This is a genomic window from Bradyrhizobium ottawaense, assembly GCF_900099825.1.
Taxonomy (GTDB): domain Bacteria; phylum Pseudomonadota; class Alphaproteobacteria; order Rhizobiales; family Xanthobacteraceae; genus Bradyrhizobium; species Bradyrhizobium ottawaense_A.
Genome location: NZ_LT629693.1, coordinates 6,444,718 through 6,470,654, shown reverse-complemented (window position 1 = coordinate 6,470,654; position 25,937 = coordinate 6,444,718). Strand labels below are relative to the sequence as shown.

General features: G+C 61.6%; 18 protein-coding genes and 3 pseudogenes. 7 read left to right on the top strand and 14 right to left on the bottom strand.

The genetic code is table 11. From position 1 onward, the window contains the following. Positions 1-303 precede the first annotated feature (303 nt). The 3 genes from BLR13_RS30310 to BLR13_RS40690 are packed head-to-tail and all read right to left on the bottom strand — an operon-like array spanning position 304 to position 1,756. Entirely contained in the window at positions 304-1,035 is a 732-nt protein-coding gene (locus tag BLR13_RS30310) for a methyltransferase domain-containing protein (protein ID WP_074816148.1), read from the bottom strand. Then, entirely contained in the window at positions 1,035-1,505 is a 471-nt protein-coding gene (locus BLR13_RS30305) for a Wzt carbohydrate-binding domain-containing protein (protein ID WP_074816151.1), read from the bottom strand. Before BLR13_RS30305 ends, BLR13_RS30310 begins: the two co-directional genes overlap by 1 nt. Then, the gene (locus tag BLR13_RS40690) at positions 1,502-1,756 is read right to left on the bottom strand and encodes a hypothetical protein (RefSeq protein WP_143039595.1); all 255 of its coding nucleotides are present in this window, start codon (positions 1,754-1,756) and stop codon (positions 1,502-1,504) included. The genes BLR13_RS30305 and BLR13_RS40690 overlap by 4 nt, the downstream gene beginning before the upstream one ends. Before the next feature lie 74 nt (positions 1,757-1,830). Here BLR13_RS40690 and BLR13_RS30300 point away from each other — a divergent pair. Next, positions 1,831-3,015: pseudogene (locus tag BLR13_RS30300) on the top strand (IS3 family transposase). Positions 3,016-3,957: 942 nt separating this feature from the next. Here BLR13_RS30300 and BLR13_RS30295 read toward each other — a convergent pair. Beyond that, complete coding sequence (locus tag BLR13_RS30295; RefSeq protein WP_074816156.1) at positions 3,958-8,391, bottom strand: beta strand repeat-containing protein; 4,434 nt, start codon at positions 8,389-8,391, stop codon at positions 3,958-3,960. A gap of 350 nt (positions 8,392-8,741) precedes the next feature. Between BLR13_RS30295 and BLR13_RS30290 the strand changes: the two are divergent. After that, positions 8,742-9,016 (top strand): annotated as a pseudogene (locus BLR13_RS30290) (CoA transferase); the annotation flags it as partial. Between the two features lie 98 nt (positions 9,017-9,114). Here BLR13_RS30290 and BLR13_RS30285 read toward each other — a convergent pair. From BLR13_RS30285 to BLR13_RS30270, 4 genes are all read right to left on the bottom strand, one after another. Further along, positions 9,115-10,626, bottom strand: a complete 1,512-nt coding sequence (locus tag BLR13_RS30285) for a tripartite tricarboxylate transporter permease (RefSeq protein ID WP_074816160.1) — start codon at positions 10,624-10,626, stop codon at positions 9,115-9,117. A 21-nt stretch (positions 10,627-10,647) separates the two neighbouring features. Further along, positions 10,648-11,190, bottom strand: a complete 543-nt coding sequence (locus tag BLR13_RS30280) for a tripartite tricarboxylate transporter TctB family protein (protein ID WP_074816163.1) — start codon at positions 11,188-11,190, stop codon at positions 10,648-10,650. Between the two features lie 72 nt (positions 11,191-11,262). After that, a complete protein-coding gene (gene mtnA / locus BLR13_RS30275) occupies positions 11,263-12,357 on the bottom strand; it encodes an S-methyl-5-thioribose-1-phosphate isomerase (RefSeq protein WP_074816165.1) in 1,095 nt (364 codons plus the stop codon). Next, entirely contained in the window at positions 12,354-13,241 is an 888-nt protein-coding gene (locus tag BLR13_RS30270; RefSeq protein ID WP_074816167.1) for an S-methyl-5'-thioadenosine phosphorylase, read from the bottom strand. The genes mtnA and BLR13_RS30270 overlap by 4 nt, the downstream gene beginning before the upstream one ends. A 91-nt stretch (positions 13,242-13,332) precedes the next feature. On the opposite strand from BLR13_RS30270, the gene BLR13_RS30265 reads away from it, so the two are divergent. Next, positions 13,333-13,983 carry a class II aldolase/adducin family protein gene (locus tag BLR13_RS30265; protein WP_074816170.1) on the top strand — a complete coding sequence of 217 codons (651 nt, stop codon included), beginning with the start codon at positions 13,333-13,335 and terminating at the stop codon, positions 13,981-13,983. A gap of 33 nt (positions 13,984-14,016) precedes the next feature. On the opposite strand, the gene BLR13_RS30260 is transcribed toward BLR13_RS30265, so the two are convergent. The 6 genes from BLR13_RS30260 to BLR13_RS30235 form a co-directional block, all read right to left on the bottom strand. Beyond that, positions 14,017-14,964: a Bug family tripartite tricarboxylate transporter substrate binding protein gene (locus BLR13_RS30260; RefSeq protein ID WP_433994288.1), complete on the bottom strand. Its 948-nt coding sequence runs from the start codon at positions 14,962-14,964 to the stop codon at positions 14,017-14,019. A gap of 350 nt (positions 14,965-15,314) precedes the next feature. Next, the gene (locus tag BLR13_RS30255) at positions 15,315-16,112 is read right to left on the bottom strand and encodes an enoyl-CoA hydratase/isomerase family protein (RefSeq protein ID WP_074816177.1); all 798 of its coding nucleotides are present in this window, start codon (positions 16,110-16,112) and stop codon (positions 15,315-15,317) included. Between the two features lie 41 nt (positions 16,113-16,153). Beyond that, positions 16,154-17,353 (bottom strand): pyridoxal-phosphate-dependent aminotransferase family protein, encoded by a 1,200-nt coding sequence (locus BLR13_RS30250; RefSeq protein ID WP_074816181.1) that lies wholly within the window; start codon positions 17,351-17,353, stop codon positions 16,154-16,156. A gap of 259 nt (positions 17,354-17,612) precedes the next feature. After that, positions 17,613-18,686 (bottom strand): hypothetical protein, encoded by a 1,074-nt coding sequence (locus tag BLR13_RS30245; RefSeq protein WP_074816184.1) that lies wholly within the window; start codon positions 18,684-18,686, stop codon positions 17,613-17,615. A gap of 108 nt (positions 18,687-18,794) precedes the next feature. After that, the gene (locus tag BLR13_RS30240) at positions 18,795-20,087 is read right to left on the bottom strand and encodes an MFS transporter (RefSeq protein WP_074816187.1); all 1,293 of its coding nucleotides are present in this window, start codon (positions 20,085-20,087) and stop codon (positions 18,795-18,797) included. Positions 20,088-20,147: 60 nt separating this feature from the next. Beyond that, positions 20,148-21,377 (bottom strand): pyridoxal-phosphate-dependent aminotransferase family protein, encoded by a 1,230-nt coding sequence (locus tag BLR13_RS30235; RefSeq protein ID WP_074816189.1) that lies wholly within the window; start codon positions 21,375-21,377, stop codon positions 20,148-20,150. Between the two features lie 119 nt (positions 21,378-21,496). Between BLR13_RS30235 and BLR13_RS30230 the strand changes: the two genes are divergently transcribed. The 4 genes and pseudogenes from BLR13_RS30230 to BLR13_RS42475 all read left to right on the top strand — a co-directional run. Further along, a complete protein-coding gene (locus BLR13_RS30230) occupies positions 21,497-22,219 on the top strand; it encodes a GntR family transcriptional regulator (RefSeq protein WP_074816192.1) in 723 nt (240 codons plus the stop codon). Between the two features lie 128 nt (positions 22,220-22,347). Then, on the top strand, positions 22,348-25,332 hold the full coding sequence (locus BLR13_RS30225) for an FAD-binding and (Fe-S)-binding domain-containing protein (protein ID WP_074816195.1): 2,985 nt from the start codon (positions 22,348-22,350) through the stop codon (positions 25,330-25,332). Further along, a complete protein-coding gene (locus tag BLR13_RS30220) occupies positions 25,325-25,753 on the top strand; it encodes a GlcG/HbpS family heme-binding protein (protein WP_074816199.1) in 429 nt (142 codons plus the stop codon). Before BLR13_RS30225 ends, BLR13_RS30220 begins: the two co-directional genes overlap by 8 nt. Positions 25,754-25,756: 3 nt before the next feature. Then, positions 25,757-25,891: pseudogene (locus BLR13_RS42475) on the top strand (ABC transporter permease); the annotation flags it as partial. Positions 25,892-25,937 lie beyond the last annotated feature (46 nt).

The window sequence follows — 25,937 nt, the reverse complement described above, 5'->3', positions numbered from 1 at the left end:
TTCAACGCCGTTGCAATGACGGAGGACGTTTTACCCGCGTCGCAACTCATCACACCTCCAACCCAAGGCCGTGCCGGCGCTCTAGTTGTGAGCTTTCAGGAGGTTGTCCATCTGGTCCGAACCGAGGAAGCTGAGGTTGCGAAGCTTCAGTGTTCCACGGAGAGACCAGATGAACAGCCACAAGAATGCACCTCAGACGCCGAAAGGTCGAGAGGCGATGGTGCGGAGCGTGATCGAAGGCGATCTAACGAAGGCCGCGGCCGCAATTTGCATTTTTTCTCTGAGAATCTTGATCGTTTCGAATCAGTTGCCGTCAGTCCGAATGTTTGACCAGGGCGCTTTGACATAAGGGCGATATTCGCCGGCCATGACATTTTCCTGGTCGGTGAACATACTATCAGAGGGATTTTTGAAATCTGCCTCATTGGCTTTTCTCATGACGGCGTAGAACAAAACGTCTCGACCATCGTGCAATTGGAAGTTCTCAATCGTATACGGAACGCGCTTCGGGGTGAAGTCTGCGGTGAGGAAGACATAGCTAATCTCGTATCCGTTGGCTTTCGCCAGTTCGGCGATCAAGCGAGGATGGTAGTTGTAAAACGCATGGTTCACCAACCCTTGCGAAGGCAGGCAATGGATCATTATTCCGCCGGTCTTCGTGAGGCGATGCATGTTTCGGAAACCAGATGCTTGATCAAAACAATGCTCTAAGGTTCCCAAATTTGTCACCAGATCAAACGTCCTCGTAAAACCGTAGGTAGAGGTGAGATCATGGTTTAGGTCAAAAGTGTGAACGTTTTCGGAACCGCCGTTAATGTCGATGGCATCGTAGCCTGAGAATCCCGAACGGCGATAAAGTTCAGCGGCCGTGTTAATAGGGCCGCTATTCTCGAATCCAAAACCCGCGAGTAATTTTGCCACAGCGAAAGGGTCAGCAGAAACGTCCTGCGCGCCCAGTTCTATCACGGTGGCTTTGCCCGGGAGCTGAGACCTCATCTCGGCAAGAGTCGCGACAAATTCCAAGTTGATGCCCATTACTGCACGCCGATCTTTTCAAAGGAAATTATTTCACTCTTCAAGTTAGCCAAGCCAGTGTTCTTGTCTGAGGCAACTACAAAAGGTAAGGCATCGTGGACAAAATCAAGCATGACATAGTTGTGAATCTCATCCTCTGGCGTGAGCGTCTCAGCAACACCGGATGAGAGATAATAAGTTCCAAGCCCAAGATCAGGTTTGAATGTAAAGCGGGAAACCTTGGTTTCTCCGCCTTCGAAATCCAGCAAATGCCCTTGGATGGCGGAGGACGTCCCATAAACAGCTATTCCGTTGGCGAGTTTGATATTGTATCCTATACTGATATTCTTGACGGCTCTTACGGCCGTAACTGTAATGGCGATCAAATAAGTTTCGCCAGCTTCCAGGCCACGAACGGGCTTTCCCGTGGAATCAAGAATTTCGGTCGAGCGAATAGTAAGATCTTGTAAGGCTGGACTCTGGCTTGTCATCGGAGCTCCTCTGGCGAACGGGTGAATTTAACACCTCGCACGGCAGTTTCCAACCATATACCGGCGTGACGGCGGCCGAGTTCGGCTTCTGCGCAGACACCATCACGACGCTGAAGCGGAGTCTCGGCATTATATCTGTCCTGCTCATCAGCCTTCCATACTTTCAGCTCGTTCTGCTCAATTTTATTTATTTCAGCAGGGGGAGCCGCTGACAATTCTTGCAAGTGAACAATCTGATTCTTGCGGTTCATTCGGCTTTTCTGACCTTGCCCCTCGGGCTTAATCCAGTTTGAAGTTCGCTCTGGCCCAAGACGAGGACCAGAGCATGAAGCGCAATCGATTTACGGAAGAGCAGATCATCGGGATCTTGAAGGAGCACGAGGCCGGGGTCTCAGTCACCGATCTCTGCCACAAGCATGGTGTCAGCGACGCCAGCATCTACAAATGGAAGGCCAAATTCGGAGGGATGGACGTCTCTGAGGCCAAGCGGCTGCGGTCGCTGGAGGACGAGAACACGAAGCTGAAGCGGCTGCTGGCTGAAGCCATGCTGGATAATGCTGGCGCTGAAGGATCTCCTGGGAAAGAATGGTGACGCCCGCGGGGAAGTGGAAAGCTGTCGCTCATCTGGTGGAAGCCCACGGGATGAGCGAACGGCGGGCGTGTAAAGCCATCGGCTGCTGCCGCATGACCATGAGATATCAGACGACCCGGGCGGATGATGCCGGCATCGTCAACGCATGAAGGCGATCGCCCAGGAACGCCGCCGTTTCGGCTACCGACGCCTGCATGTTCTGCTCAGGCGGGAGGGCTACGTGATCAACCACAAGAGGCTGTTCCGGCTCTATCGGGAGGAGAAGCTGGCGGTGCGCCGCCGTGGCGGCCGCAAGCGGGCCATCGGAACCAGGGCGCCGATGCTGGTTCCGATGGCGCCCAACGAACGCTGGTCGCTCGACTTCGTGTCGGAGCAACTCACCGACTGCCGCCGCTTCCGCATCCTGACCATCGTCGATGACTGCACCCGAGAAAGCCTGGCGCTGGTGGCCGACACCTCGCTCTCCGGGGTCCGCGTGGCGCGGGAACTGGATCGGCTGATGATCGAGCGCGGCAAGCCGAAGATGATCGTCAGCGACAATGGCAGCGAGCTTACCAGTAACGCCATCCTGACATGGGCGGACCAAGCCCGCGTCGAATGGCATTACATCGCGCCGGGGCAAACCCATGCAGAACGTCTTCATCGAGAGCCGGCCGGCTACGGGATGAATTGTTAAACGAAACGCTGTTCTCCTCGCTGGCGCAGGCTCGCGTTGCCCTTGGATGCTGGCGCGCCGACTACAACGGCTCACGCCCCCATTCTCAGCTCGGATGGAAGACACCCTCCGAGTACGCCTTCACCTGCAATCCGCGCCGGGATCTGGCGCTGCGCTATGCCGATGGCTCCGCGCTAGCTCCCGTCGCTACCACCGCCCAACCGGGCAACCCAAACGCCACGAGCGAACTCGGGATTGGATAAAACCTGGGGGCAAGGTCACTGGGCCCGCTTAGCCATCCAGGCATCATATTCGGCCGTACCTCTTCTGGGAGGCAATCCCTAAGGTTCGCTACCTGACCATGTCGGCAATATATCGGCGGCTGTCTCGCCAATCGTTCGACTGCCGGCCGCGCACGACATCAGCGGCAAACACGCTCCCAATAGAATCAACCCAAGGATAGGCCTCATGATGGCCGAGCTTATACACCCTCCGTTTCTTCAATCGCCACCTTGCCGGACTACCTTCGTTGCTGCGCTGCGCTCCCCGTCATGATTCCACAGCCACGAATGGCGGTTCTTCGCCTTCAGGATTGATGGCGCGATGCTGTAGGCCGTCCTCTGGCAGGGTTTGGATCTCCTGGATGAGTTGAGCTTTGGCTGCAGCATCATTCGACGGTCCCTCCGGCCTCATCTCAATCAGCGGTCGATCACACCCCATCAGTGTCGACACATCTGCAAGCCGATACACCTCCCGCCGAGATCGAAAAGAGCAAGCTTACCTTCGGCGAACCGCGACGACTACGCGACAAGCCCACCTCAAAATCGTGGCATCGCAGCCGTCCCTGATCTGCGGAAGAAGCCCCGCTGACGCTCACCACCCGCGCTTTACTCAACCGCGAGCTATAGGATTGAAAGTGAGCGACGAGTTCACTGCACCACTTTGCAGAGTTTCTTCACCGCGACGTCCATAGCCACGGCGACGAAGTATCCTGGTGGAAACGACGGGCGATCGACCCTGTCGCGACATCGCGCGTACTATGGGTTTCGCCCCGGCGTATCGAATGGGAAGCCAACGATCACCCCAAGCAAATCCCAAGATTTCGAAACGCGGGATTTTCGTTAGAGCTTACTGCCTGACCACACGGATACTCGGGGTTCAAACCTGCCGCATCGTCTATTCACAAATCGTTCGGTCGTCAGATGCTAGCCATGCGGTTTGGTCAGGAACTCCTTATCGCCGCCGAGCCACGCTTGCGGCGAAGACGTCCAGGAGGTCACGCCAGGCGGACTATGCTGGGATCCTGCTGCCATATACTGATCGAGCAGCCCTGCGAGCGCCGTGTATGCCGAGGGCGCCAAACCGGCTGGCGACGCGCCAACGTGTGAGCTGAAGTCCGCCGTCGCGGTCCGAGGGGTCGGCAAACTCGATTGCGGGCTTGACGCGATCACCGGCGGGTCGGTGATGACGATCGTTTGCGTTGCCGGGCTTGCCGCTTCGCCCGATGTCGTGTTGCTCGCCGTGACGATCAGATTGTTGACCGGATGGCCCGTACCACCATATGACGAATGCAATGTCAGCCCGCTGTTGACCTCGGCGGCGCTCAGAGTGACCGAGCCACCGCTGAAGATCGTCTGATCGAGATTATCGGTGATCGTCTCGTAACTGGTCAGCCCGCTGATCGTCACGGACACCGTGTCATCCGCATCGGCCGGCGTGACCTGGACACCAAGCGGGATTGAACCTCCAGCGGAAACGGTCGGCGCCAAATTGCTGATCGTAAGCGTTGGCCCGCCAGTTAGCTCCTGGTGGAAGGTAGTCTCCAGTGATTCCAGCGCCAAGCTGGTCGGGGCTGCGCCGGCAAGGAGAGTGGTGGTGTAATTGCCGCTGCTGTCAACGCTCCAGATATTGTAGAGGCCCGTGGCATTGTTTTTCCACGCCACATCATAGCCTCCGGCAACGGCCTCTGCCCCGAGTATGGTCCAGCTGGTAATCTGGCTGGCCGCCACTGCTGCGCCGGCAAGTTTCAGCTCTGGCCCGGTGCCGCCGCCGACGGGATCAAGAAAGTAGTTATCTACAACCTGAACCAGGCTGGTCGAGCCGAATGACTCGATCACCGTGGGGGCCGGTCCAATCGTGCCGTCGCCGTTAAGGTCCTGATGGAAGGTGGTTTCCAGTGATTCCAGCGCCGAGCTGGTCGGAGCTGCGCCGGCAAGGAGAGTGGTGGTGTAATTGCCGCTGCTGTCAACGCTCCAGATATTGTAGAGGCCCGTGGCATTGTTTTTCCACGCCACATCGTAGCCTCCAGCAACGGCCTCTGCGCCGCGTATGGTCCAGCTGGTAATCTGGCTGGCCGCCACTGCTGCGCCGGCAAGTTTCAGCTCAGGCCCGGTGCCGCCGCCGACGGGATCAAGAAAGTAGTTATCTACAACCTGAACCAGGCTGGTCGAGCCAAATGCCTCGATCACACTAGTGGCCGGTCCAATCGTGCCGTCGCCGTTAAGGTCCTGATGGAAGGTAGTCTCCAGTGATTCCAGCGCCAAGCTGGTCGGGGCTGCGCCGGCAAGGAGAGTGGTGGTGTAATTGCCGCTGCTGTCAACGCTCCAGATATTGTAGAGGCCCGTGGCATTGTTTTTCCACGCCACATCGTAGCCTCCGGCAACGGCCTCTGCGCCGAGTATGGTCCAGCTGGTAATCTGGCTGGCCGCCACTGCTGCGCCGGCAAGTTTCAGCTCAGGCCCGGTGCCGCCGCCGACGGGATCAAGAAAGTAGTTATCTGCAACCTGAACCAGGCTGGTCGAGCCAAATGCCTCGATCACCGTAGTGGCGGGTCCAATCGTGCCGTCGCCGTTAAGGTCCTGATGGAAGGTAGTCTCGAGTGATTCCAGCGCCAAGCTGGTCGGGGCTGCGCCGGCAAGGAGAGTGGTGGTGTAATTGCCGCTGCTGTCAACGCTCCAGATATTGTAGAGGCCCGTGGCATTGTTTTTCCACGCCACATCGTAGCCTCCGGCAACGGCCTCTGCGCCGCGTATGGTCCAGCTGGTAATCTGGCTGGCCGCCACTGCCGCGCCGGCAAGTTTCAGCTCTGGCCCGGCGCCGCCGCCGACGGGATCCAGAAAGTAGTTATCTGCAACCTGAACCAGGCTGGTCGAGCCAAATGCCTCGATCACCGTGGGGACAGGTTCGGTTATGAAGATGCCAGTCGCTCCGTCGCTGCTGGCTGCGAAGACCGGGCCGCCGAGGCTGGAGGTCTGGAAGTCCAGGCTCGCCACCTGGTTGGCGCTGTTCGACACCTGCAGCACGCCCGTCGACGCGTTGAAGTTGAGCGTCACGCCTGCCGAGGAAAAGTTCTTAAGATCGATCTTGTCCCCAGGTGCGAAGTGTTGCAGCTGCGGTCCCGCATAGGATGCGGTGCCGACATTGGTGCCGAACAATGCAGCATTGTCGATGATCAGTTCGCTGGTGCCGTCCAGGAAATTGATTTGCGAAATCGCGCCGGTGGCCGCGGCAACTTCAAGCGTGGCGCCGCTGCCGAGTTTGAAAAGACCGGTACTGCTTGCATCAATACCCGTCGACACGTCGAGTAAGCCGGCGATGCTGATCGTGCCGTTGTCGAGGACAGTTGGAGCAATATTCGCACCGCTGAGCGTCCAGGTCGCGCCGGCATCGACAGCAAGTACCTGGAAGTGATTGAACGAGCCGGTGCCCACTCCGCCGATCGAACCGGTGCCGCTGGCGAGCTCCAGCGTGCTCGTGCCGCTGCCGCCGGTCACCCCGCCGACGAACACGGCGCCGGGGTCGACGATGAGCCGATTGGTGGCGCTGCCCGCGAAGTCGATGGCATAGGTCGCGCCGGAAATCGTGCCGGCGTTCGTGACCGTGCCGGAACCGCCAGTGAGGAAGATGCCGAAGGCGCTGCCCGAGATGGTAGCGCCCGCAAGGTTCGTGATGCTGCCGCCGCCCTCGATATCGGCGCCAGCGCCGGCCGTCGCGCTGATGCTTCCGGCATTGCTGAGCGTTGTGGCACCTCCCGTCCCAAAGATGCCGGCGGCCTGGCCCGCGATCGAGCCGGAGGCGGCGTTCGTGATGCTGCCGCCAGCCAGAAGGCCGACACCGTGAGCGCCGGAGATGCTGCCGCTGTTGTTCAGCGTCCCGAGAGCACCGTTGGTGAAGACGCCGAACCCGCCGCCCGAAATCGACCCGCCCAAATTATTCGTGATGCTGCCCCCGCCCCCGAGATCGACACCCGCGCCACTGGCATTGGCCGCACTAATGCTGCCGCTGTTGGTGACCGTCCCTGACGCTCCCAAGCCGACATAGACACCGACGCTGCCGCCCTTGATCGAGGCGCCTGCGCTGTTGGTGACGCTGCCGCCTTTCACGAGGTCAACGCCGCCGTATTTCACGCTCGCAATGCTGCCAGTGTTGGTGACGGTGCCGGCGGCTCCGGTGATGAAGACGCCGAAGTTATTGCCCGACACCGACCCGGTCGAATTGTTCGTGACGATGCCGCCATCGGCCAGATCGATGCCGGCGCTGCCTGTCCCGCTGGCGCTGATGCTGCCGCTGTTGGTGACCGTGCCGGCCGCCCGGTACTTGACATAGACGCCGCCATTGAGACCCGAAATGGAAGCGCCCGCAGCGTTGGTGACTGTACCGCCAAGCCCGAGGACGGCCCCGTCATAGGTCGCCCCCGAAATGCTACCGTAGTTCGCAAGCGTGTTGTTGCCGCCCTCCAGAAAGGCGCCGAACTTGTGGCCTATGATGGTCCCGGTTGAGGTGTTCGTAGCACTGCCGCCATTCTCCAGATAGACGCCGGTTCCTTGCGTTCCTGTCCCGGTAATAAAGCCGGCGTTCGTAACCGTGCCTGGATTGGTCTCGAAAAAGACGCCGACACCCAGGGCCGAAATGGACCCGGACGCAGCGTTCGAAAGACTGCCGCCGCCAGCAATCAGCACCCCATGATGGGTAAGTCCTGCGATGCTGCCCGCATTCGTGACCGTGCCGGCGCCGCCGGTGATGAAAATGCCGGCCCCACCAGCGCCTGAAATGGAAGCGCCTGAGGCGTTCGTCACGCTACCGCCTTTGAAGAGAGCGACGCCGTCGTCGACCGTCGCGGTGATATTGCCGAAGTTCGCGATCGTCCCGATGGCGCCTTGGACGATGGCGCCATCCTCGCCACCCGTAATCGAACTGGTGTTGGTTACGAGGCCCCCGGCTCCGAAGCCGACGCCATAGGCCACGCCGGAGATCGTGCTGTGGTTCGTCACCGTGCCCGCAGCGCCCGTGATGTAGACGCCCGCGCCGAAACCCAATCCAGCCCCGAGGGCGCCGAGGCCCGAGATGGACCCACCGACGTCGTTCGTCACGCTGCCGCCCGCGCGGAGCACGAGGGCATCATTGCCCGAAATCGAGCCGGTGTTGCCGACGATGCCGCTGCTGGCCAGCGACACGCCATTGCCGCTGGAAGCGGAGACCACGCCCGCATTCGAAATCGTCCAGGTGGTGCCGGCTCCCCCGTCGATGCCATCGGCAGAGCCCGTCGAGGTCACCGTGCCCGTGCTGGTGATGGAAAGAGGATTGTCGGCCGTGCCTAGAAGTACCGGACCCGTCGTGCTGCTGCTGATCGTTTTTGACATCGCTCTGCTCTCTTAATCGTTAGCCCGCGTCAATCATCGCCGTCGCCCAGAAATACAACCAAAAAAATGCTATTACAGTTTATTATCACTTCCAGTTGTGGTCGGCTCTGATGACCAGCCAGACATTTCGATGCCAACGCAAGTTGCGTGGAACGAACGGAAATTGGGACGAAACAACGTTATCTCGCTTCGGCGATACTCGGCTTGGCTCATGCGGAGTGCCGCGTCTGCAGAGGACTAACTTGCGGTACCCAGAACTGGGTAGCGCTTTTTCGTCGGGCGCTGCCCGCCTCGTCCCTGGACAAAAGGGTACGGGGCCTGCGGTAGTTTTTTGACATACCTGATCAAGGGAACTCAACGCCGCCGGCCTGCCCTGAGGCCCAATCTATTTGATCGATCAGATGTTCGATGATGCCCAGGTCAAGCATCTCGGCATCGCGCAGCACGTCCCAATGACGAGAACCGGCACATCCAGCTGGTCGCCCAGCCGGTGACGCTGTCGCGCACGCCGAGTCCGATGGCCGCGCGTCCGCCGGAATTCGGCGAGCAGACCGAGGAAGTGCTTACCGAGTTCGGTTTCGGCAAGGACGAAATCGCGGAGCTGCGCCAGCGCAAGGTGGTGTGATCGCGCGGTTTCAGCGTTTCCAAGCCAACCGATTGCAGGGCGGGCAAAACGTTTCGTTCACGGAGCCACATGGGGGCGGTTGCCAAGGTCGCAGCGCCTCACGCCTTCGCTGGCCGCAGCATTCGCGTCACGCCACCGAACGCCTTGTCGATGACGGGCCAGAACAACAGCACGATCGCAAGCGTCGTGATCGAACCGACCAGGCCGTTCGACCAGAACACCTTCATGTCCCCGCCGGAGCCGATCATCGACAGCCGGAACGCATCCTCGGCGCGGTTGCCGAGCACCAGCGCCAGCGTGAACGGCGCCAGGGGAATGCCGATCTTCTTGAAGACGTAACCGACGACGCCAAAGCCGAGCATCAGCCAGATGTCGAACATCGCGTTCTGGATCGCGTAGGCGCCGATCGCGCAGGACACCACAATCATCGGAGCGACGGCGGCGAACGGCACCCGCAGGATCGAGGCAAAGATCGGCACCGTCGTCAGCACCAGCACGAGGCCGACGACATTGCCGAGATACATCGACGCGATCAGACCCCAGACGAAGTCCTTATGCTCGACGAACAGCAACGGCCCCGGATTGAGGCCCCACACCATCAGGCCGCCCAGCAAAATCGCCGCGGTGCCGGAGCCGGGAATGCCGAGTGCCAGCATCGGCAGCAACGCCGCGGTGCCGGATGCATGGGCCGCGGTTTCCGGCGCGAACACACCCTCGATACGGCCCTTGCCAAAGCTGTCCGGATCCTTGGAGAAGCGCTTGGCGAGGTTGTACCCCATGAACGAGGCTGCGATGGCCCCGCCCGGCGTAATGCCGAGCCAGCAGCCGATGAAGGACGAGCGCAGCAGCGTCACCCAGTATTTCGGCAGGTCCTTCCACACCGACAGCACCACGCGAAGGGAAATGCCGGCGGCGTGACCGCGCAGCGCCAGGCGCTCCTCCATCGTCAGCAGGATTTCGCTGATGCCGAACAGGCCGATCACCGCGACCAGGAAGTTGATGCCGCGCAGCAGCTCCGACGAACCAAAGGTCATGCGCAGCTGTCCGGACACGGTGTCCATGCCGATGCCGGCGAGCAGCAGGCCGAGCGACATCGAAATGACGGTCTTGTGCTTGGCTTCGCGGCCGAGGCCGACGAACGAGCAGAAGGTGAGCAGGTAAACCGAGAAGAATTCCGGCGGACCGAATTTCAGCGCGAACGACGAGATCATCGGCGCCAGAAACGTGATCAGGAGCACCGCGACCAGAGAGCCGATGAAGGAGGAGGTGAAGGCGGCCGTCAGCGCTTCCGCCGCCCTGCCCTGTTGCGCCATCGGGTAGCCGTCGAAGGTGGTCGCGACCGACCAGGCTTCGCCGGGAATGTTGAACAGGATCGAGGTGATGGCGCCGCCGAACAGCGCACCCCAGTAGATGCAGGACAGCATCACGATCGCCGAGGTCGGATCCATCGTGAACGTGAGCGGCAACAGGATCGCCACGCCATTGGGGCCGCCGAGGCCCGGCAGCACGCCGACGAAAATGCCGAGCACCAGCCCGACCATCATCAAAAGCATCGTCTTCCATGTCAGCAGAACGGCAAAGCCGTGCACGAGCAGACCGAAGGCTTCCATTATTCGGGTCCCGTCGATCTGTTAGTGGCCGAAGGCCGCTTCGAGCGGCCCCTTCGGCATGATGACGTCGAAGGCGATGTCGAAGGTCACGAACATCACCGCGGTGAAGATGAAGGCGGTCAGAAGCGACTTCCACAGCGCGATCTTGCCGACCATCCGCATGAAGCCGGCGATGAGGAAGAAGCTTGCGACATAGAGCCCGAGAAACTGAGTGGCGAGACAGAACAGGAAGGTCGGCACGAACACCGCCATGACCCGGCGAAGCTGCGCCCGGGTGACGAAAACTTCCGCGGCTTCCTTGCGCGACAGGAAGGCGGTGGCGAGGCCGTAGAGACTGGCGCCGCCGAGAATCACGGAAAGATAGAACGGAAAATAGCCGGGCTGCGGACCGGTCGAATCCCAGGCCGCCCCGGTGCGCCAGTTGTCCCATCCGAGCGTCACGGCAAGCGCGAGCAGCAACAGCGACACCACGACTTCGACGACGGCGGCCGACGTCACCGCCGGCGAATCCGCCTCCGGTGCAGTCGGATCATCGACGATAATTTCGATATCGGTATTGGACATGAATCACGCTTATCCCGGCAGGTTCGCTCCGGCAGAGGGGATAGCGTGCTGGTATACCAGGCGTCAATGAGGTCAGGCGCGATCCGGAAAAGCGCTCGCAAGTGCAGCACGATCGGGCTGCAACACGCCGCGCTCGGTGATCAGGCCCGTCACCAGCCGGGCCGGCGTGACATCGAAGGCATAATTGGCGACCGGCGAGCCGGCAGGCACCACGCGCACGGTTTCGATGCGGCCGTCGGCGGTACGGCCGGTCATGGTGGCGACTTCATCGGCGCCACGCTGCTCGATCGGGATCTGCCTGATGCCGTCATCGATACTAAAGTCGAGGGTCGGCGATGGCAGCGCAACATAGAACGGGACGCCATTGTCGTATGCTGCGAGCGCCTTCAGGTAGGTTCCAATCTTGTTGCAAACGTCGCCATTGGCGGTCACCCGGTCGGTTCCGACGATGGCGAGATCGACCATGGCGTGCTGCATCAGATGGCCACCGGTGTTGTCGGCGATCACCGTGTGCGGCACCCCGTGGTGCCCGAGCTCCCAGGCAGTGAGCGAAGCGCCCTGATTCCGCGGCCGGGTTTCGTCAACCCAGACGTGAATCTTCAGGCCACGATCGTGAGCGAGGTAGATCGGCGCCGTCGCGGTCCCCCAATCGACCGTCGCCAGCCATCCGGCATTGCAATGGGTCAGGATGTTGATCGCATCGCCCGGCGGCTTGCTCGCGGCGATCGCCTCGATTAGCGCCAGACCATGCTGGCCGATCTCGCGATTGATCGCGACATCCTGTTCGGCGATTTCCGCTGCGCGGGCATAGGCGATGCCCGCGCGCTCGGAAGGCGGCGCCGGCATGATCGCGCGCATCATTTCATCGAGCGCCCATTTCAAATTGATGGCCGTCGGCCGCGCCGCGATCAGCAACTGGTAGGCACGGTCAATGCCGGCGTCGGAACAATCGTCGCGCACCGCCAGCGCCATGCCGTAAGCGGCGGTCGCACCGATCAGCGGCGCCCCGCGTACCAGCATGGTGCGGATGGCGTCTGCGGCAGCATCAGCGGTCTCAAGCCGCGCAATGACGAATTCATGCGGCAGGCGCCGCTGGTCGATCGCCCCGACCGACCAGCCGTCCGGTTCCAGCCAGATACTGCGGAAATGCCGGCCGTCGACCTTCATGACCGCAACACCCGACCGGCCACCGCGTCGAGCTTCCTCAACAGGACCGGATCGCGCGCGTCCGGCGCCGTGATCAGCGCGGTGTCGAGCGCCCGGTCCGAACCGACGGGGCACGGCTCATGCGTGCGCGGGAAATCGCGGGCCAGGCGCGCCACCAGCGCCCTCGCCTTCTCGGCATTCGAATTCAGCACGCGAACGATATCCTGCACCGTGACCGCGTCATGATGGGGATGCCAGCAATCGAAATCGGTGACCATCGCCACGCTGGCGTAACAGATCTCGGCCTCGCGGGCGAGTTTGGCCTCGGGCATGTTGGTCATGCCGATCACCGAATAGCCTTGCGCCTTGTAGGTCAGGCTCTCGGCGAGCGAGGAGAACTGCGGACCTTCCATGCAGACATAGGTGCCGCCCTGCACCGCCGCGATGCCTTCGGCCCTGGCGGCCGCAACCAGATGCACGTGCAACCGCGGCGACACCGGATGGGCCATCGAGACATGGGCGACGCAGCCCCTGCCGAAGAACGAGCTCTCGCGCTTGTGCGTGCGATCGACAAACTGATCGACCAGCACGAAGGTGCCGGGCGGCAGTTCCTCCCTGAACGAGCCGCAGGCCGAGAGCGAAACCAGATCGGTAACCCCAGCCCGCTTCAGGACGTCGATATTGGCGCGGTAGTTGATGTCGGAGGGCGACAGCACGTGCCCCTTGCCGTGCCGCGGCAGGAACACGATCGGCAGGCCCCCGATCACGCCGCGCGCGAGTGCGGCGGATGGTTCGCCCCACGGGCTTGCGATGGCCTCGTCGCGGACGTCCTCCAGCCCCGGCAGGTCGTAGATGCCTGATCCGCCGATGATGCCAAGAACAGCTTGGGTAACGGCACTGGTCATGGGTACTCCCGATCAACTCATCGCAGCAGATGTTCGACTATACTGCGACGCAATAATCAAGCATTCTCCGCAGGATACAAGGGACGTTGAAATGCCGGCCAAAAGCGACAAGGACAAGCGCCAATCCATCATCGACGCCTGCCGCGGCATGAATGCGCTCGGCATCAATCAGGGCACTTCGGGCAATATCAGCCTGCGCCATGACAACGGCCTGCTGATCACGCCAACCAGCGTGCCCTACGAGACGATGCAGCCCGAGCAGATCGTGTTCATGGGGCTCGACGGCTCACACGACCCATCCCAGCGCCCGTCGAGCGAGTGGCGGTTTCACCTCGATATCCTGCGGGCGCGGCCCGAGGTCAACGCCGTGGTCCATGCCCATCCGCCCTATTCGACGATTCTGGCGATCATGAATCTGGAGATTCCGCCGATCCATTACATGATCGCCTGCGCCGGCGGCGACAGCATCCGCGTCGCGCCCTATGCGACCTTCGGCACGCAGGAGCTGTCGGAGCACGCCGTCCAGGCGCTCGAAGGGCGGCTGGCCTGCCTGCTTGAACATCACGGCATGATCGCGGTCGGGCCGTCGCTGTCGAAGGCGATGTGGCTCTCGGTCGAAGTCGAGGCGCTGGCGCGGCAGTACCACGGCTGCCTGCAGATCGGCACGCCGCGGTTGCTTCCGAAGCAGGAGATCAAAAACGTTCTCGGCAGGATCGCGGGATACGGTCCTGCCGACAAGTGACTGGCCGGAAATCGGCCGGCGTTGGGGATGGATTTACTTCGCGACGAAACCCGCTTCGTTCATCAGCGAGGCATTGAGTTTGTCGTCGTCCTCGAGGAACTGCACCATATCCTTGCCGGTCAGAAAGATCGGTTTCAGCGCCTGCTTCTCCATGTAGTCCTTGTACTCGGCCGTCTGCGTCACCTTCTGGAACAGATCGACATAGAACGCCTGCTGTTCCGCCGTCACCTTGCCGGGCAGGAACATCGCACGCAGCATCAGGTACTGCACGTCGAGCCCTTCCTCCTTGCAGGTCGGAATGTCGTTCCACGATTGCGTCTCGGTGACCTTGGTCTTGTAGGCGATGCGCTCCTTGTCGAACACGCAGAGCGCGCGGACCTGGCCGGCGCGCCAGACCTCAAGGTTTTCAGAGGGGTTGTTGACGTTGGATTCGGTGTGGTTGCCGACCAGTTGCGTCGCCGCCTCGCCGCCGGACTTATACGGCAGGTAGGAGAATTTCGCGCCGGTCTTCTGCTCCATGAAGACGGTCAGCACGTGATCCTCGCGCTTGGAGCCGGTGCCGCCCATCTTGAACGGGGAGCTCGCGGCCTTCGCGGCCGCGATGAAATCCTTCACGGTCTTCGGACCTTCGGCGTTGTCCCACAACACGAACTGATCGAGCGCAATCACGGACACCGGCGTCAGCTCGCGCCAGTTGAAGGGAATTTTCGCCGACAGCGGCAGCATGTAGATCAGCGAGTACGCGATCAGCACCTTGTTGGCGTCGCCATCGCTGGATTTCATGTACATCAGCGCCTCGGCGCCGGACGCACCGCCCTTCAGCGACACCACTATCGGCTGCTTCATCAGATTGTTCTTCTGGATCGCCGCCTGCATCATGCGCGCCATCTGGTCGGAAGCGCCGCCAGCGCCTGCCGCGACCACGATTTCGACCGGCTTGGTCGGCTCCCAGGCGGCAAAAGCCGGCGCGCTGGCGATCATGGCCGTCAAGGCGGCTGCGGCTCTCAGAATATGTCCCACGCGCTTCTTCCCTATGTTATTGTTCTGATTGATAAAAATGGAGCGACTTGTCACTCCATTGTGCGGGGGAATGGCGTTGAGTTCAAGCCGGACCGCAGCCCATGCGGCTATGACTTTCGCATGAGACAACAAGGCGCAGTTCAAAAAAAATTCGCGGGCTCGCCTGGAGCCCGCGACTGATCGAACGCTACATCCGCGATCGGCTCACACGATCAGGAGATCATGGGATTGAGCACGACGCCGGCCTGGACCGACGCGACCGTGATCGCCGAAAAAAACCTCGCGGCGCACGCGCCGGATGGCAGCCGAACCTACTGGCCCTTCCAGTTCGGCGTGCGCTTGTTGAGGAATGCATCCATTCCCTCGCGGAAATCCTCGCTCATATAGGCGCGCAGAATCAAATCCCGGCCTTCCTCGCGCGACAGCGTGCGTCGGAGACGGAGCACCGCTTCCTTGGCGGTTTCCATCGTGATCGGCGCATGGCCGGCAACCAGTTTGGCGGTTTCATCGACGCGGCGTTGCAGCGTCGGAACGTCAGGCACCACTTCGTTGAGCAGACCGAGCGACAGTGCCTCGGGCGCCTCGATCAGCCGCGCGGTAAAAATCAAATCCTTCGTCCGTGCCGGCCCGACCAGCGCGACCACCCGGCTGATGTTGGACATCGACAGGCAATTGCCGAGCGTGCGCGCGATCGGAAAGCCGATGCGCGTCGCCGCGGTGCCGATCCGGATATCGCAACAGGCGGCAATCCCCGCACCGCCGCCGGTGCAGGCACCGGCGATGGCCGCAATCGTCGGCACCCGGACCTTTTCGAGTGTCCCGAGCACGCGATCGATCCGCTCCTCATATTCGAGCGCGTCCTCCGCGGTCTTGAACGCCCGGAACTGCGAGATATCCGTGCCAGACGCGAACGCCTTGTCACCCGTGCCCGTCAGGATCATCACCTTGATCGAGCGGTCCTTGTTGACGGACTCGCAGATCGAAGCCATCTGCTCGTACATCGCAAATGTCAGCGCGTTGCGCGCCTGCGGACGGTTGAACGTCAGCCGGGCAATGCCGTCCTCGACGGAATAGATCAGGTCTTCGGTCGCAGCTACCGGGGCGTTCATCGCGGCTCTTTCTGTTCTTGGTTGTTGGGTCGAGAACCTACTCAGGCGACAGCGGATTTCGGCATCGACACGATGTCGCGACCTTTCAGGACTTCCATCGCCGCCAGCACGCCACCGCCGCGATGCGGCACCTTGGCGAGATCGAGACCCATCTCGACGCCCGACAACGTTCCCATCAGCATCAGATCGTTGAAGTGACCGATATGGCCGATCCGGAACACCTTGCCCTTGATCTTGTTCAGGCCAGTGCCGAGCGACATGTCGAAGTTTTCCAGCACCACTTTACGGAAAACGTCGGCGTCATGTCCGTCAGGCATCACCACGCCGGTCAGTGCGGGCGAATGCGCGCCCTGTTCCTGACACTGGGTCTCCAGCCCCCAGACCTTGGCGGCAGCGCGGGTCGCGGCGCTGTGGCGCTTGTGGCGGGCGAAGACGTTCTCCAGCCCCTCTTCCTCGAGCATCTTGACCGCTTCGCGCAACCCGAACAGCAGGTTGGTCGCAGGCGTGTAGGGCCAGGTGCCGGCCGTGTTGATCGCGATGACTTCCTGCCAGTCCCAATAGGAGCGCATCGCAGGATTGGCCTTCGCCACCGCGATTGCCTTTTCCGAGACCGCGTTGAAGCCGAGACCCGGCGGCAGCATCAGGCCCTTCTGCGAGCCGGCCACCGAGACGTCGATACCCCAGGCATCGTGCTCATATTCCAGCGAGCCGAGACCGGAAATGGTATCGACCATCAGCAGCGCCGGGTGCTTGACGCGATCCATGATCTTGCGGACATCGAGCGGATGGGTGACGCAGCCGGTCGAGGTCTCGTTATGAACAATCATGACCGCCTTGATCTTGTGCTGGCGGTCGGCCGCGAGGTGCGCTTCGAGCTGCTCGAGATCGGCGCCATGGCGCCAGTCGCCCGGCAGGAAATCGACGTCGAGCTTGAACTTGTCGGCGATGCCGCGCCACAGCACGGCGAACTGCCCGGTCTCGGCCATCAGCACCTTGTCGCCGGGCTGCAGCGTATTGACGATCGCGGCCTCCCAGGCGCCGGTGCCGGACGACGGATAGATGATGACCGGCTGCTTAGTGCGGAACACCCGCTGCATGGCGCCCAGAACCGCGTGACCGATCTCGGCGAACTCGGGACCCCGGTGGTCCATGGTCGGCATGTCCATGGCGCGCAGCACCCGGTCCGGCACGTTGGTCGGTCCCGGAATCTGCAGAAAATGCCTTCCAGTATGCACAGTCATGGGCGTCCTTCCCGGTCTTGTCTTGGCTTCGCAAGCACCCGAATATCACTATTTGCCGAGCTTGTCCCCTGCCCGGCGGGTGCCGTCAAGAGGCCCAAGCCCAGCTCTCGCTACAGCTTTTTATGAGCGCGATATGGGGTCCCGAGCCGATGCAGCACAGAGATGACGCGATCGGGATTTTGGTCCTTGGGATGATGGCTCCCCTCTCGGCGAGGTGCCCCTCATCCAGCGAAACCTGGTCGGGTCGACCATTGATCTGTCAGGCCGCCACAGCCTTCCTGCGGTTTGCAGCGATCCTTTCATCCACCAGGATAACAATGGCGTCGAGCAGAGGATGGCTCATGCCTTGTTGTTGGGCGACGAGTTGCACCAGCTTGTCGGCGCGTTCGATATTGATCGCGCCATTGTTGAGCGCGCGCGCAGCCGAAGCTGGACGCGACAGGCTTTCCGCAGCCGCAGCATATTTCTCGAATGGTACAAGTTCATCGCGCGAGGCACCAAGCTTGACGCACACGTCCAGGACGAATTCGTATATCGAATGAGCTTCCTTGAGGTTGGTATGCACCGCTTCCTGTGCGGTTCGCATGCCGTCCTGGGTGATACACCTGTAATTGCCGGCCAGAAGCATCGCCCATTTGGCCAGTGGCACGAAAAGCGAGTCGTGAACACGCAACTTTACCGGCAGTTCGATCTTGCCTTCCGGGGCATCGAAGCGAACGGCATCGATATCCTTCTCGATGTTGCGAAGGATCTCGTTGCTCTTCTCGCTGTCAAAGCGTGCAACCTTGAAGTTGGTCGGCAAAGTTACTTGTAATATATTGACCTTCTCCTCCGGAGGCCGGACCGCCTGCGGATCCGGGCTGCACAATGTCAACGTGCCGGGATCGAAGCTGTCCCATACCGCCGGCATGGTGTATGCTGGGCCGAGCAATTCGCTGTTCACATTGCGGATACGCTTCATATAAGGCAGCGGCGGCATGTTCATAATCGACATGCATGGCACGCGCGACTTCGCCACGGCATCGAGCAATTCGCGAACACCGGGCGAGCCGTATTGCGGCTCCTGCATCGCCAGCCCGATCAGGTCATAGTCTTTGGGATTTATATCGGCCGGCCCGGAAGCAGACACCTTGCCCGGCAACTTGCGGGAATCGATCTCGATCTGCTCCTTGCGGCCCCGGATCGGCATCCGCACGCGAAAGCCCTCGGAATTGATGAGGTCAGCCTCAGCCGGCAAACAAACAAGTTTCACGCTGTGGCCGCCGAACATCATTTTGGAGGCAAGAAGCGAACCATACGACGCACCGAGAATGAGAATCTTGTAGTTGGGCATAGTTGGCTCCGGTGTTGATTGGATATCGGCAGCACTCGACGGGTAGGCACTCTCAGAATTTGGAAATGATCCAATAGGACCGCGGCCGCCTCGGCCGCGGTAAGGAAGTCATTTTAGCTCTTGAGCGAGTACACCTCGCTTGACCGGATTCACTTCCGCTAGTTCTTCAAAGGGCTTTTCAGGATGCATCAGAAACGCCGAAAAGCCGCCAAGCAGGAGCAATCCCATCGACATCAGGAACGGCAAGTACCAGTTGCCCGTCGCATCGATCACGTAACCGGCGACCAAAGGCGAAACGATAGCCGCCAGCGCCGACCCGGTATTCATTAGGCCGGCGGCCGTCCCCGAATATTTCGGCGCTATGTCCATCGGCACCGACCACATCGGCCCGATGGTGATCTCGGCAAAGAAGAAGCCGCCTGACAGACACAGGGCGACCACCGTGATGTCGTGGATGAACAGGATCGGAAGCAGCGACAAAAGAGCTCCGGCGAAACCCGCGACGGTGACACTCAGCCGCGCCAAGCGGACGTTGCCCGTTCGCTTGAGAATGCGATCGGACAGAATGCCGCCGAGGCTGTCGCCGAGCACGCCCGCGAAGAACACCCCGGAAGCAAACAGCGCCGAATTCTTGATATCCATGCTGTAGTTGTTCTTGAAGAACAGCGGCAGCCAATTGAGATATAGCCAGAGCGTCCAGCCGTAACAGAAGTAGGTGAGCGTGACGGGCCACATCCGGCGCAACAACGGTCCCCACGGCACCTGCGGTCGCTTGTCTAGGGGGCGCGGCGGCAGCGACGCCAGTTCGGCCTCGGTGATTCCGGGGTGATCCTTCGGTTCATTGCGGAAATACAGCGCCCACACTACGCCCCACACCAGGCTGACCAGACCCAGCGCGACGAACGAGCCACGCCAGGTCAGCCAAACCATCAGCGTTGCAATCAACGGCGGCGTCGCGGCGTTTCCCAGCCGCGCGAATGCGTGGGTGAGGCCTTGGGCGAAGCCACGCCGGTTGGCGGGCGTCCAGTACTGCATGGCGCGCGTCGCCGTCGGAAAGGTCGCTCCTTCGCCGAAACCAAGCGCGACGCGCGCAATGAACAGCGTCAACAGGCTGGTCACGAAGCCGGTCGCGATGGTGGCGAGCGCCCAGATCAGCCCGCACCAGAACAGGGTCTTGCGCGGCCCAAAGCGGTCTCCGACCCAGCCGCCGATTACCTGGAACAGCAAATAGGGATAGGCGAAGGCCGAGAATACCAACCCGAGCTGCGTGTTGCTCAGACCGAGTTCTTTCTGGATTTCACTGGCCGCCGTGCCGATGTTGACCCGGTCGACATAGGTGATGAAGTACATGACGCACAACATCGCCAGCACGACATGCGTGGCCTTGAACCGAAGCCGCATATTTCCCTCCCGTTTCGCTTTTTATTGTATTGGTTCAATGGCTGCGCCGAACCGATGGCGTTAGCCGTCCCGATGGTCTGCGACCCGGTCAGGTTTGACCACCTTCAGGTGCGCCGGAGAATTTGACTGCGGCCGCTCTTCCAGCGATTTCATCGCAGCTTCGACGCCGCCGGCCCGATGCGGCACGCCCGCAGCGGAGAGACCCATCTCGACGCCGGACAGGGCCCCAATCAACGTCAGTTCGTTGCACTCGCCGAGGTGACCAATGCGAAACACCTTGCCGGCGAGCTTGCTCAGACCGGAGCCGAGCGACATGTTGTAGGTGTCGAGCACGGTCTTGCGGAACTTGTCGGCATCGTGCCCCGGCGGCATCAGCACAGCCGTCAGCACCGGTGAATACTCGGCGGGCTCAAGACACAGCACTTCAAGGCCCCAATGCGTGATCGCCGCGCGCGTGGCGGCGGCAAGACGCTTGTGCCGCGCGAACACCGCATCCAGCCCTTCCTCGAGCAGCATCGCGATGGCTTCGCGCAGGCCGTACAGCAGGTTGGTGGCGGGGGTGTAGGGAAAGAAGCCGGCCGCGTTCGGCTTCAGCATCTCGTCCCAGTCCCAGTAGGACCGCGGCATCTTGTTGATCTTCGCGGCGGCGCGCGCCTTCTCGGAGACGGCATTAAAGCCGAGCCCCGGAGGCAGCATGAATCCCTTCTGTGAACAGCTGACGGTGACATCGACCTTCCACTCGTCGTGCCGGTAGTCGACCGAGCCGAGCGAGGAGATGGTGTCCACCAGAAGCAGCGCCTGATGCCCGGCCCGGTCCATCGCGGCGCGGATCTCGCCGACCCGGCTGGTGACGCCGGTGGAGGTCTCATTGTGCACCACCATGACTGCCTTGATGGCGCGCTTTTCGTCTTGCACCAGCCTGGCTTCGATATCAGCGGGGTCGGCGCCGTGGCGCCAATCGCCCGGGATGAAGTCGACCTCGATGCCCCAGCGCGCCGCCATCTGCCGCCATAGCGTGGCGAAATGGCCGGTCTCGACCATCAACACCTTGTCGCCCGGCGACAGCGTATTGACGATCGCCGCCTCCCAGGCGCCGGTGCCTGAGGAGGGAAAAATAATGACCGGTCCGTTGGTCTTGAAGATTTTTTGGCAGCCGTCGAACACCGTCTTGCCCAGCTCGGCAAATTCGGAACTCCGATGGTCAATGACCGGCATGTCCATGGCGCGGAGCACACGATCGGGCACCGGGCTTGGCCCGGGAATTTGCAGGAAATGGCGTCCTTGGGGCATGGATTCCTCGTTTCGGACCAAAGCTGCCGAAATATTGCATTCATTTTTTGGTATATCAACCTAAAAATTGTTCACAAACATGCATCGACGGCTCCCAATTCAAAGCCTATGTTCCGCTTATGAAGCCCTTGATTCCCCATGATGCCGGTTCGACGGCCCTTGCAACCGCGGCGGATGCCAGCCGTGAAGACCAGTCCCTGCATGGCGAGACCTTAACGCGGCTGCGGGACCATATCGTCGAAGGCAACATCCCGGACGGTGGCCGCGTTCCCGAGCGTCAGCTTTGCGAGATGCTGGGCATCTCGCGCACGCCGCTGCGCGAGGCCCTGAAGGTACTGGCTTCTGAAGGGCTGGTGGAACTGCTACCCAACCGTGGCGCGCGCATTCGGCAATTGAGCGAGCGCGATCTTGCCGAACTGTTCGACGTCATGGGCGGGCTCGAAAGCCTGGCCGGCCGCCTCGCCTGCGAAAACATCACCGACGCCGAAATCGCCGAGATCGAGCGGCTGCATTACGAGATGTACGGCTTCTACCTGAACCGCGACATGCACGGCTATTTCCGCGTCAATCAGTTGATCCACCACAAGATCGTCGAAGCCTCGCGCAACACAACGCTGCGAAACACTTACGCCAACTTCGCCGGCCGCATTCGGCGAGTCCGCTACTCCGCCAATTTTGCCCGCAAGCGCGAGCGATGGGGGGAAGCCATGCGCGAACACGAGACCATCCTGGACGCGCTGCGTCGCCGCGCCGGCAGCGAACTCAGCGACATCCTGTTTATACATTTGCGCAACAAGCGGACGGCCGCGGTCGAACATCTGAAAGACGGCGTCGACGCCTAGGTCAGGCGAGGCGCCGCCCACGCCTTGGTCGTTTTTGAATTCAAAACTAGACATAATACGAAATCGTTGCATTTATTTTTCCACCCAAGTACGAGCGAGCGATGTTTGCCGGTAGCAGCGGGGGTGGAATGTCCAACAAAGGCTCAGTGACGCTCGAAAACAGGTTGGCCTGCGAGATCAAGGGCGACGTTTTCTTCGATGCCTTCAACCGCGGCCGCTATGCGACCGACGCCTCTTTCTACCAGATCGTGCCGCTCGGCGTGGTGGTTCCCCGGACCATGGACGAGGCACTTCGTACGCTCGCCATCGTCAGGGATGAGGGCCGGATCGTCACCCCCCGCGGCGGCGGCACCTCGCAGTGCGGCCAGACTGTCAATGAGGGCATCGTCGTCGACTTTTCGAAGCATCTGAACCACGTCCTTTCGCTCGATGTCGCCAACCGGACCTGCGTGGTCGAACCCGGCATCGTGCTGGATGATCTCAACCGCCAGCTCAGAAAGCACGGGCTGTGGTTTCCGGTCGACGTTTCCACCGCCTCCCGCGCCACCATCGGTGGCATGGCCGGCAATAATTCCTGCGGAGGACGCTCGCTGCGCTACGGCACCATGCGCGACAACACGCTGTCGATGGATGCGGCGCTGGCCGACGGCACGCTGCTGCATTTCGGCGAGGTGCCGCGCGATCTCGCGCAGGTCAATTCGCCCGACACTGGCCTTGCGCTGTTCCGCGATATGCTCGATCTCGGCGAGCGGGAGGCAGGCGAGATCTCCGAGCGGTTTCCGAAAGTGCAGCGCCGCGTCGGCGGCTACAACCTCGATGCGCTGGTGCCGCGCAATGCGCCCAACAACATGGCGCATCTGCTGGTGGGCTCCGAAGGCACACTGGCCTTCACCACGCAGGTCGAACTCAAGCTGTGGCCTGTCATCCGCAACAAGGTGCTGGGCGTCTGCCACTTCGGCAGCTTCTACGAGGCGATGGATGCGGCGCAGCATCTGGTCAAGCTGCGCCCCATTGCAGTCGAGCTGGTCGACCGCACCATGATCGCACTCGGCCGCGACATCGCGATGTTCCAGCCGATCATCCGCACCGCCGTGCGCGGCGATCCAGATGCGGTGCTGATCGTGGAATTCGCCGAGGAAGACCAGGCCGAAAACCTGCAACGCCTGAAGCAGCTCGGCGAACTGATGGGCGATCTCGGGTTCGGCTGGGACCAGCCGCAGCGCAAATGGGGCGGCGTGGTCGAAATCACCGAGCCCGCACTTCAGGCCGGCATCGCCGATTTCCGCGCCGCCGGCCTCAACGTCATGATGTCGATGAAGCAGGAGGGCAAGCCGGTCTCCTTTGTCGAGGATTGCGCGGTGCCGCTGCCGCACCTGGCCGACTATACCGAACGGCTCAACGCCATCTTCGCCAGGCACGGCACCCGCGGCACCATGTATGCGCACGCCTCCGAAGGCTGCCTGCATGTGCGCCCAGTGCTCAACTTAAAACTCGAAAAAGACGTCAAGGCGATGCGCGCCATCGCCGAAGAGACGTTCGAAATGGTGCGCGAATACAAGGGCTCGCATTCCGGCGAGCATGGCGACGGCCTGGTGCGCTCCGAATTCCATGAGACGATGTTCGGCTCCCGCATCGTTGCCGATTTCCGCGAGGTCAAGCACCGCTTCGACCCGGAAAATATCCTCAATCCAGGCAAGATCGTCGACCCGCCAAAAATGGACGATCGTTCGCTGTTTCGTTTTCCGCCGGACTATCGCGTCCCAGAGTTCAAGACCGCGCTCGACTGGTCGGCCTATCCCGGCGCCGGAAGCGGCTTTCAGGGCGCGGTGGAAATGTGCAACAACAACGGCGCCTGCCGGAAGCTCGAAGGCGGCGTGATGTGTCCGTCCTACCGCGCCACCCGCAACGAAAAGGATGTCACGCGCGGCCGCGCCAATACGCTGCGGCTCGCGATGTCAGGCCAATTGGGCCCGGATGCGCTGGCTTCCGACGAGATGATGGACACGCTGAAACTCTGCGTGTCCTGCAAGGCGTGCCGCCACGAATGCCCTGTTGGCGTCGACATGGCCAAGATGAAGGTCGAGGTACTGGCCGCGCGCGCCGCCAAACACGGGCTTTCGCTGCGTGACCGGCTGGTCGGCTATCTCCCGCATTATGCCGGGCTCGCATCCCGCCTCGCCCCGCTCGCCAACTGGCGCAACCGCAGCCCTGTGCTGCGCGCGCTGTTTGAAAGATTCGCCGGGATCAGCGCGCAACGCGCGCTGCCCGCATTCCGGCGCGATGTGTTCGGGCCCGATGCCGAGGTGTTTGGCCCCGTTGACGGTCGCGAGGTCGTGCTGTTCGCCGACACGTTTAACCGCGCCTATGAACGGGAAAATCTCGATGCCGCGCTGCGCGTGCTGGTCGAAGGCGGATACCGCGTCCATGTTCCCAAGCCCCGCGATCGCGGCCGGGCGCTCTGCTGCGGGCGCACTTTCCTTTCGGCGGGGCTAGTCGATCAGGCGCGCAGCGAACTGGACCGGCTGGTCGCGACCTACGCGCCGTTCGCCGCGCGCGGAGTGCCGATCGTGGGGCTGGAGCCGAGCTGCCTCCTGACGCTCCGCGACGAACTGCTTTCGCTGCGCTCCGACAACGATGCCAGAAGCGTCAGCGCGCATGCGCTGTTGTTCGAGGAGTTTCTGGTTCGCGAGGCGGAAGCCGGCCGGCTTAAGCTGCCGCTTGGCGCCATCGCCGAGAAGGCGCTGGTGCACGGCCATTGCCACCAGAAATCATTCGGCGCGTTCAAGCCGGTCGAGAAGATACTGCGCCTCATCCCCGACCTGACCGTCGAGATCATCGAGTCCAGTTGCTGCGGCATGGCCGGCGCCTTCGGTTATGGCGCCGACACCTATCAGGCTTCGATCGATATGGCCGAACTCTCGCTGCTGCCGGCGGTGCGCGGTGCCGACGCGGCCGCACTGATCGTCGCCGACGGCACCTCGTGCCGGCATCAGATCAAGGATGGCACGAAGCGTGCTGCGCTTCACGTCGCACAGGTGCTGGCGATGAGCCTCGACAGCGCCAGAACCCATTCAACCTCCTCCCTCTTCACAAAGGAACAGACCCATGGCTGAACTCACCCTCGACGTTGCCCGCAAGATTCTCGATGCCGCGCTTGCCAAAGGCGTCGAGAAGAAATTCAAGCCGCTGGTCATCACTATTCTCGACGCCCGTGGCTGCGTCAAAGTCACGGCGGCGCAGGACGGCACCAGCCTGATGCGGGCCGAGATCGCCCACGGCAAGGCCTATGGCGCACTCGCGATGGGCATGGGATCGCGGGCGCTGTTCCAGCGCGCGCAGGAGCAGGCCTATTTCATCGACGCTGTGAACACGATGGCGCAGGGCCGCCTGATACCGGTGCCCGGCGGCGTGCTGATCATGGGCGACGGCGGCCTGCTCGGCGCGGTCGGCGTCAGCGGCGATACCTCTGATAATGACGAGATCTGCGCTCTCGCCGGCATCGAGGCCGCCGGACTGAAGGCGAACGCGGGATAGTCGCTCGCTTTCGTGCTGGTCGCGCTGATTGCCGTGTTCGGTGCTGTCGCGCCAGGCTTCCTCTCGGTCGCCAATCTTCCCAACGTGCTGGTGCAGTCGACCATCCTGACCATGCCCGCGCTGCCGATGACGCTGATGCGCCCCTTAGATATGAAACCCGCTGGAGCTACCAGCGGGCTTCTTT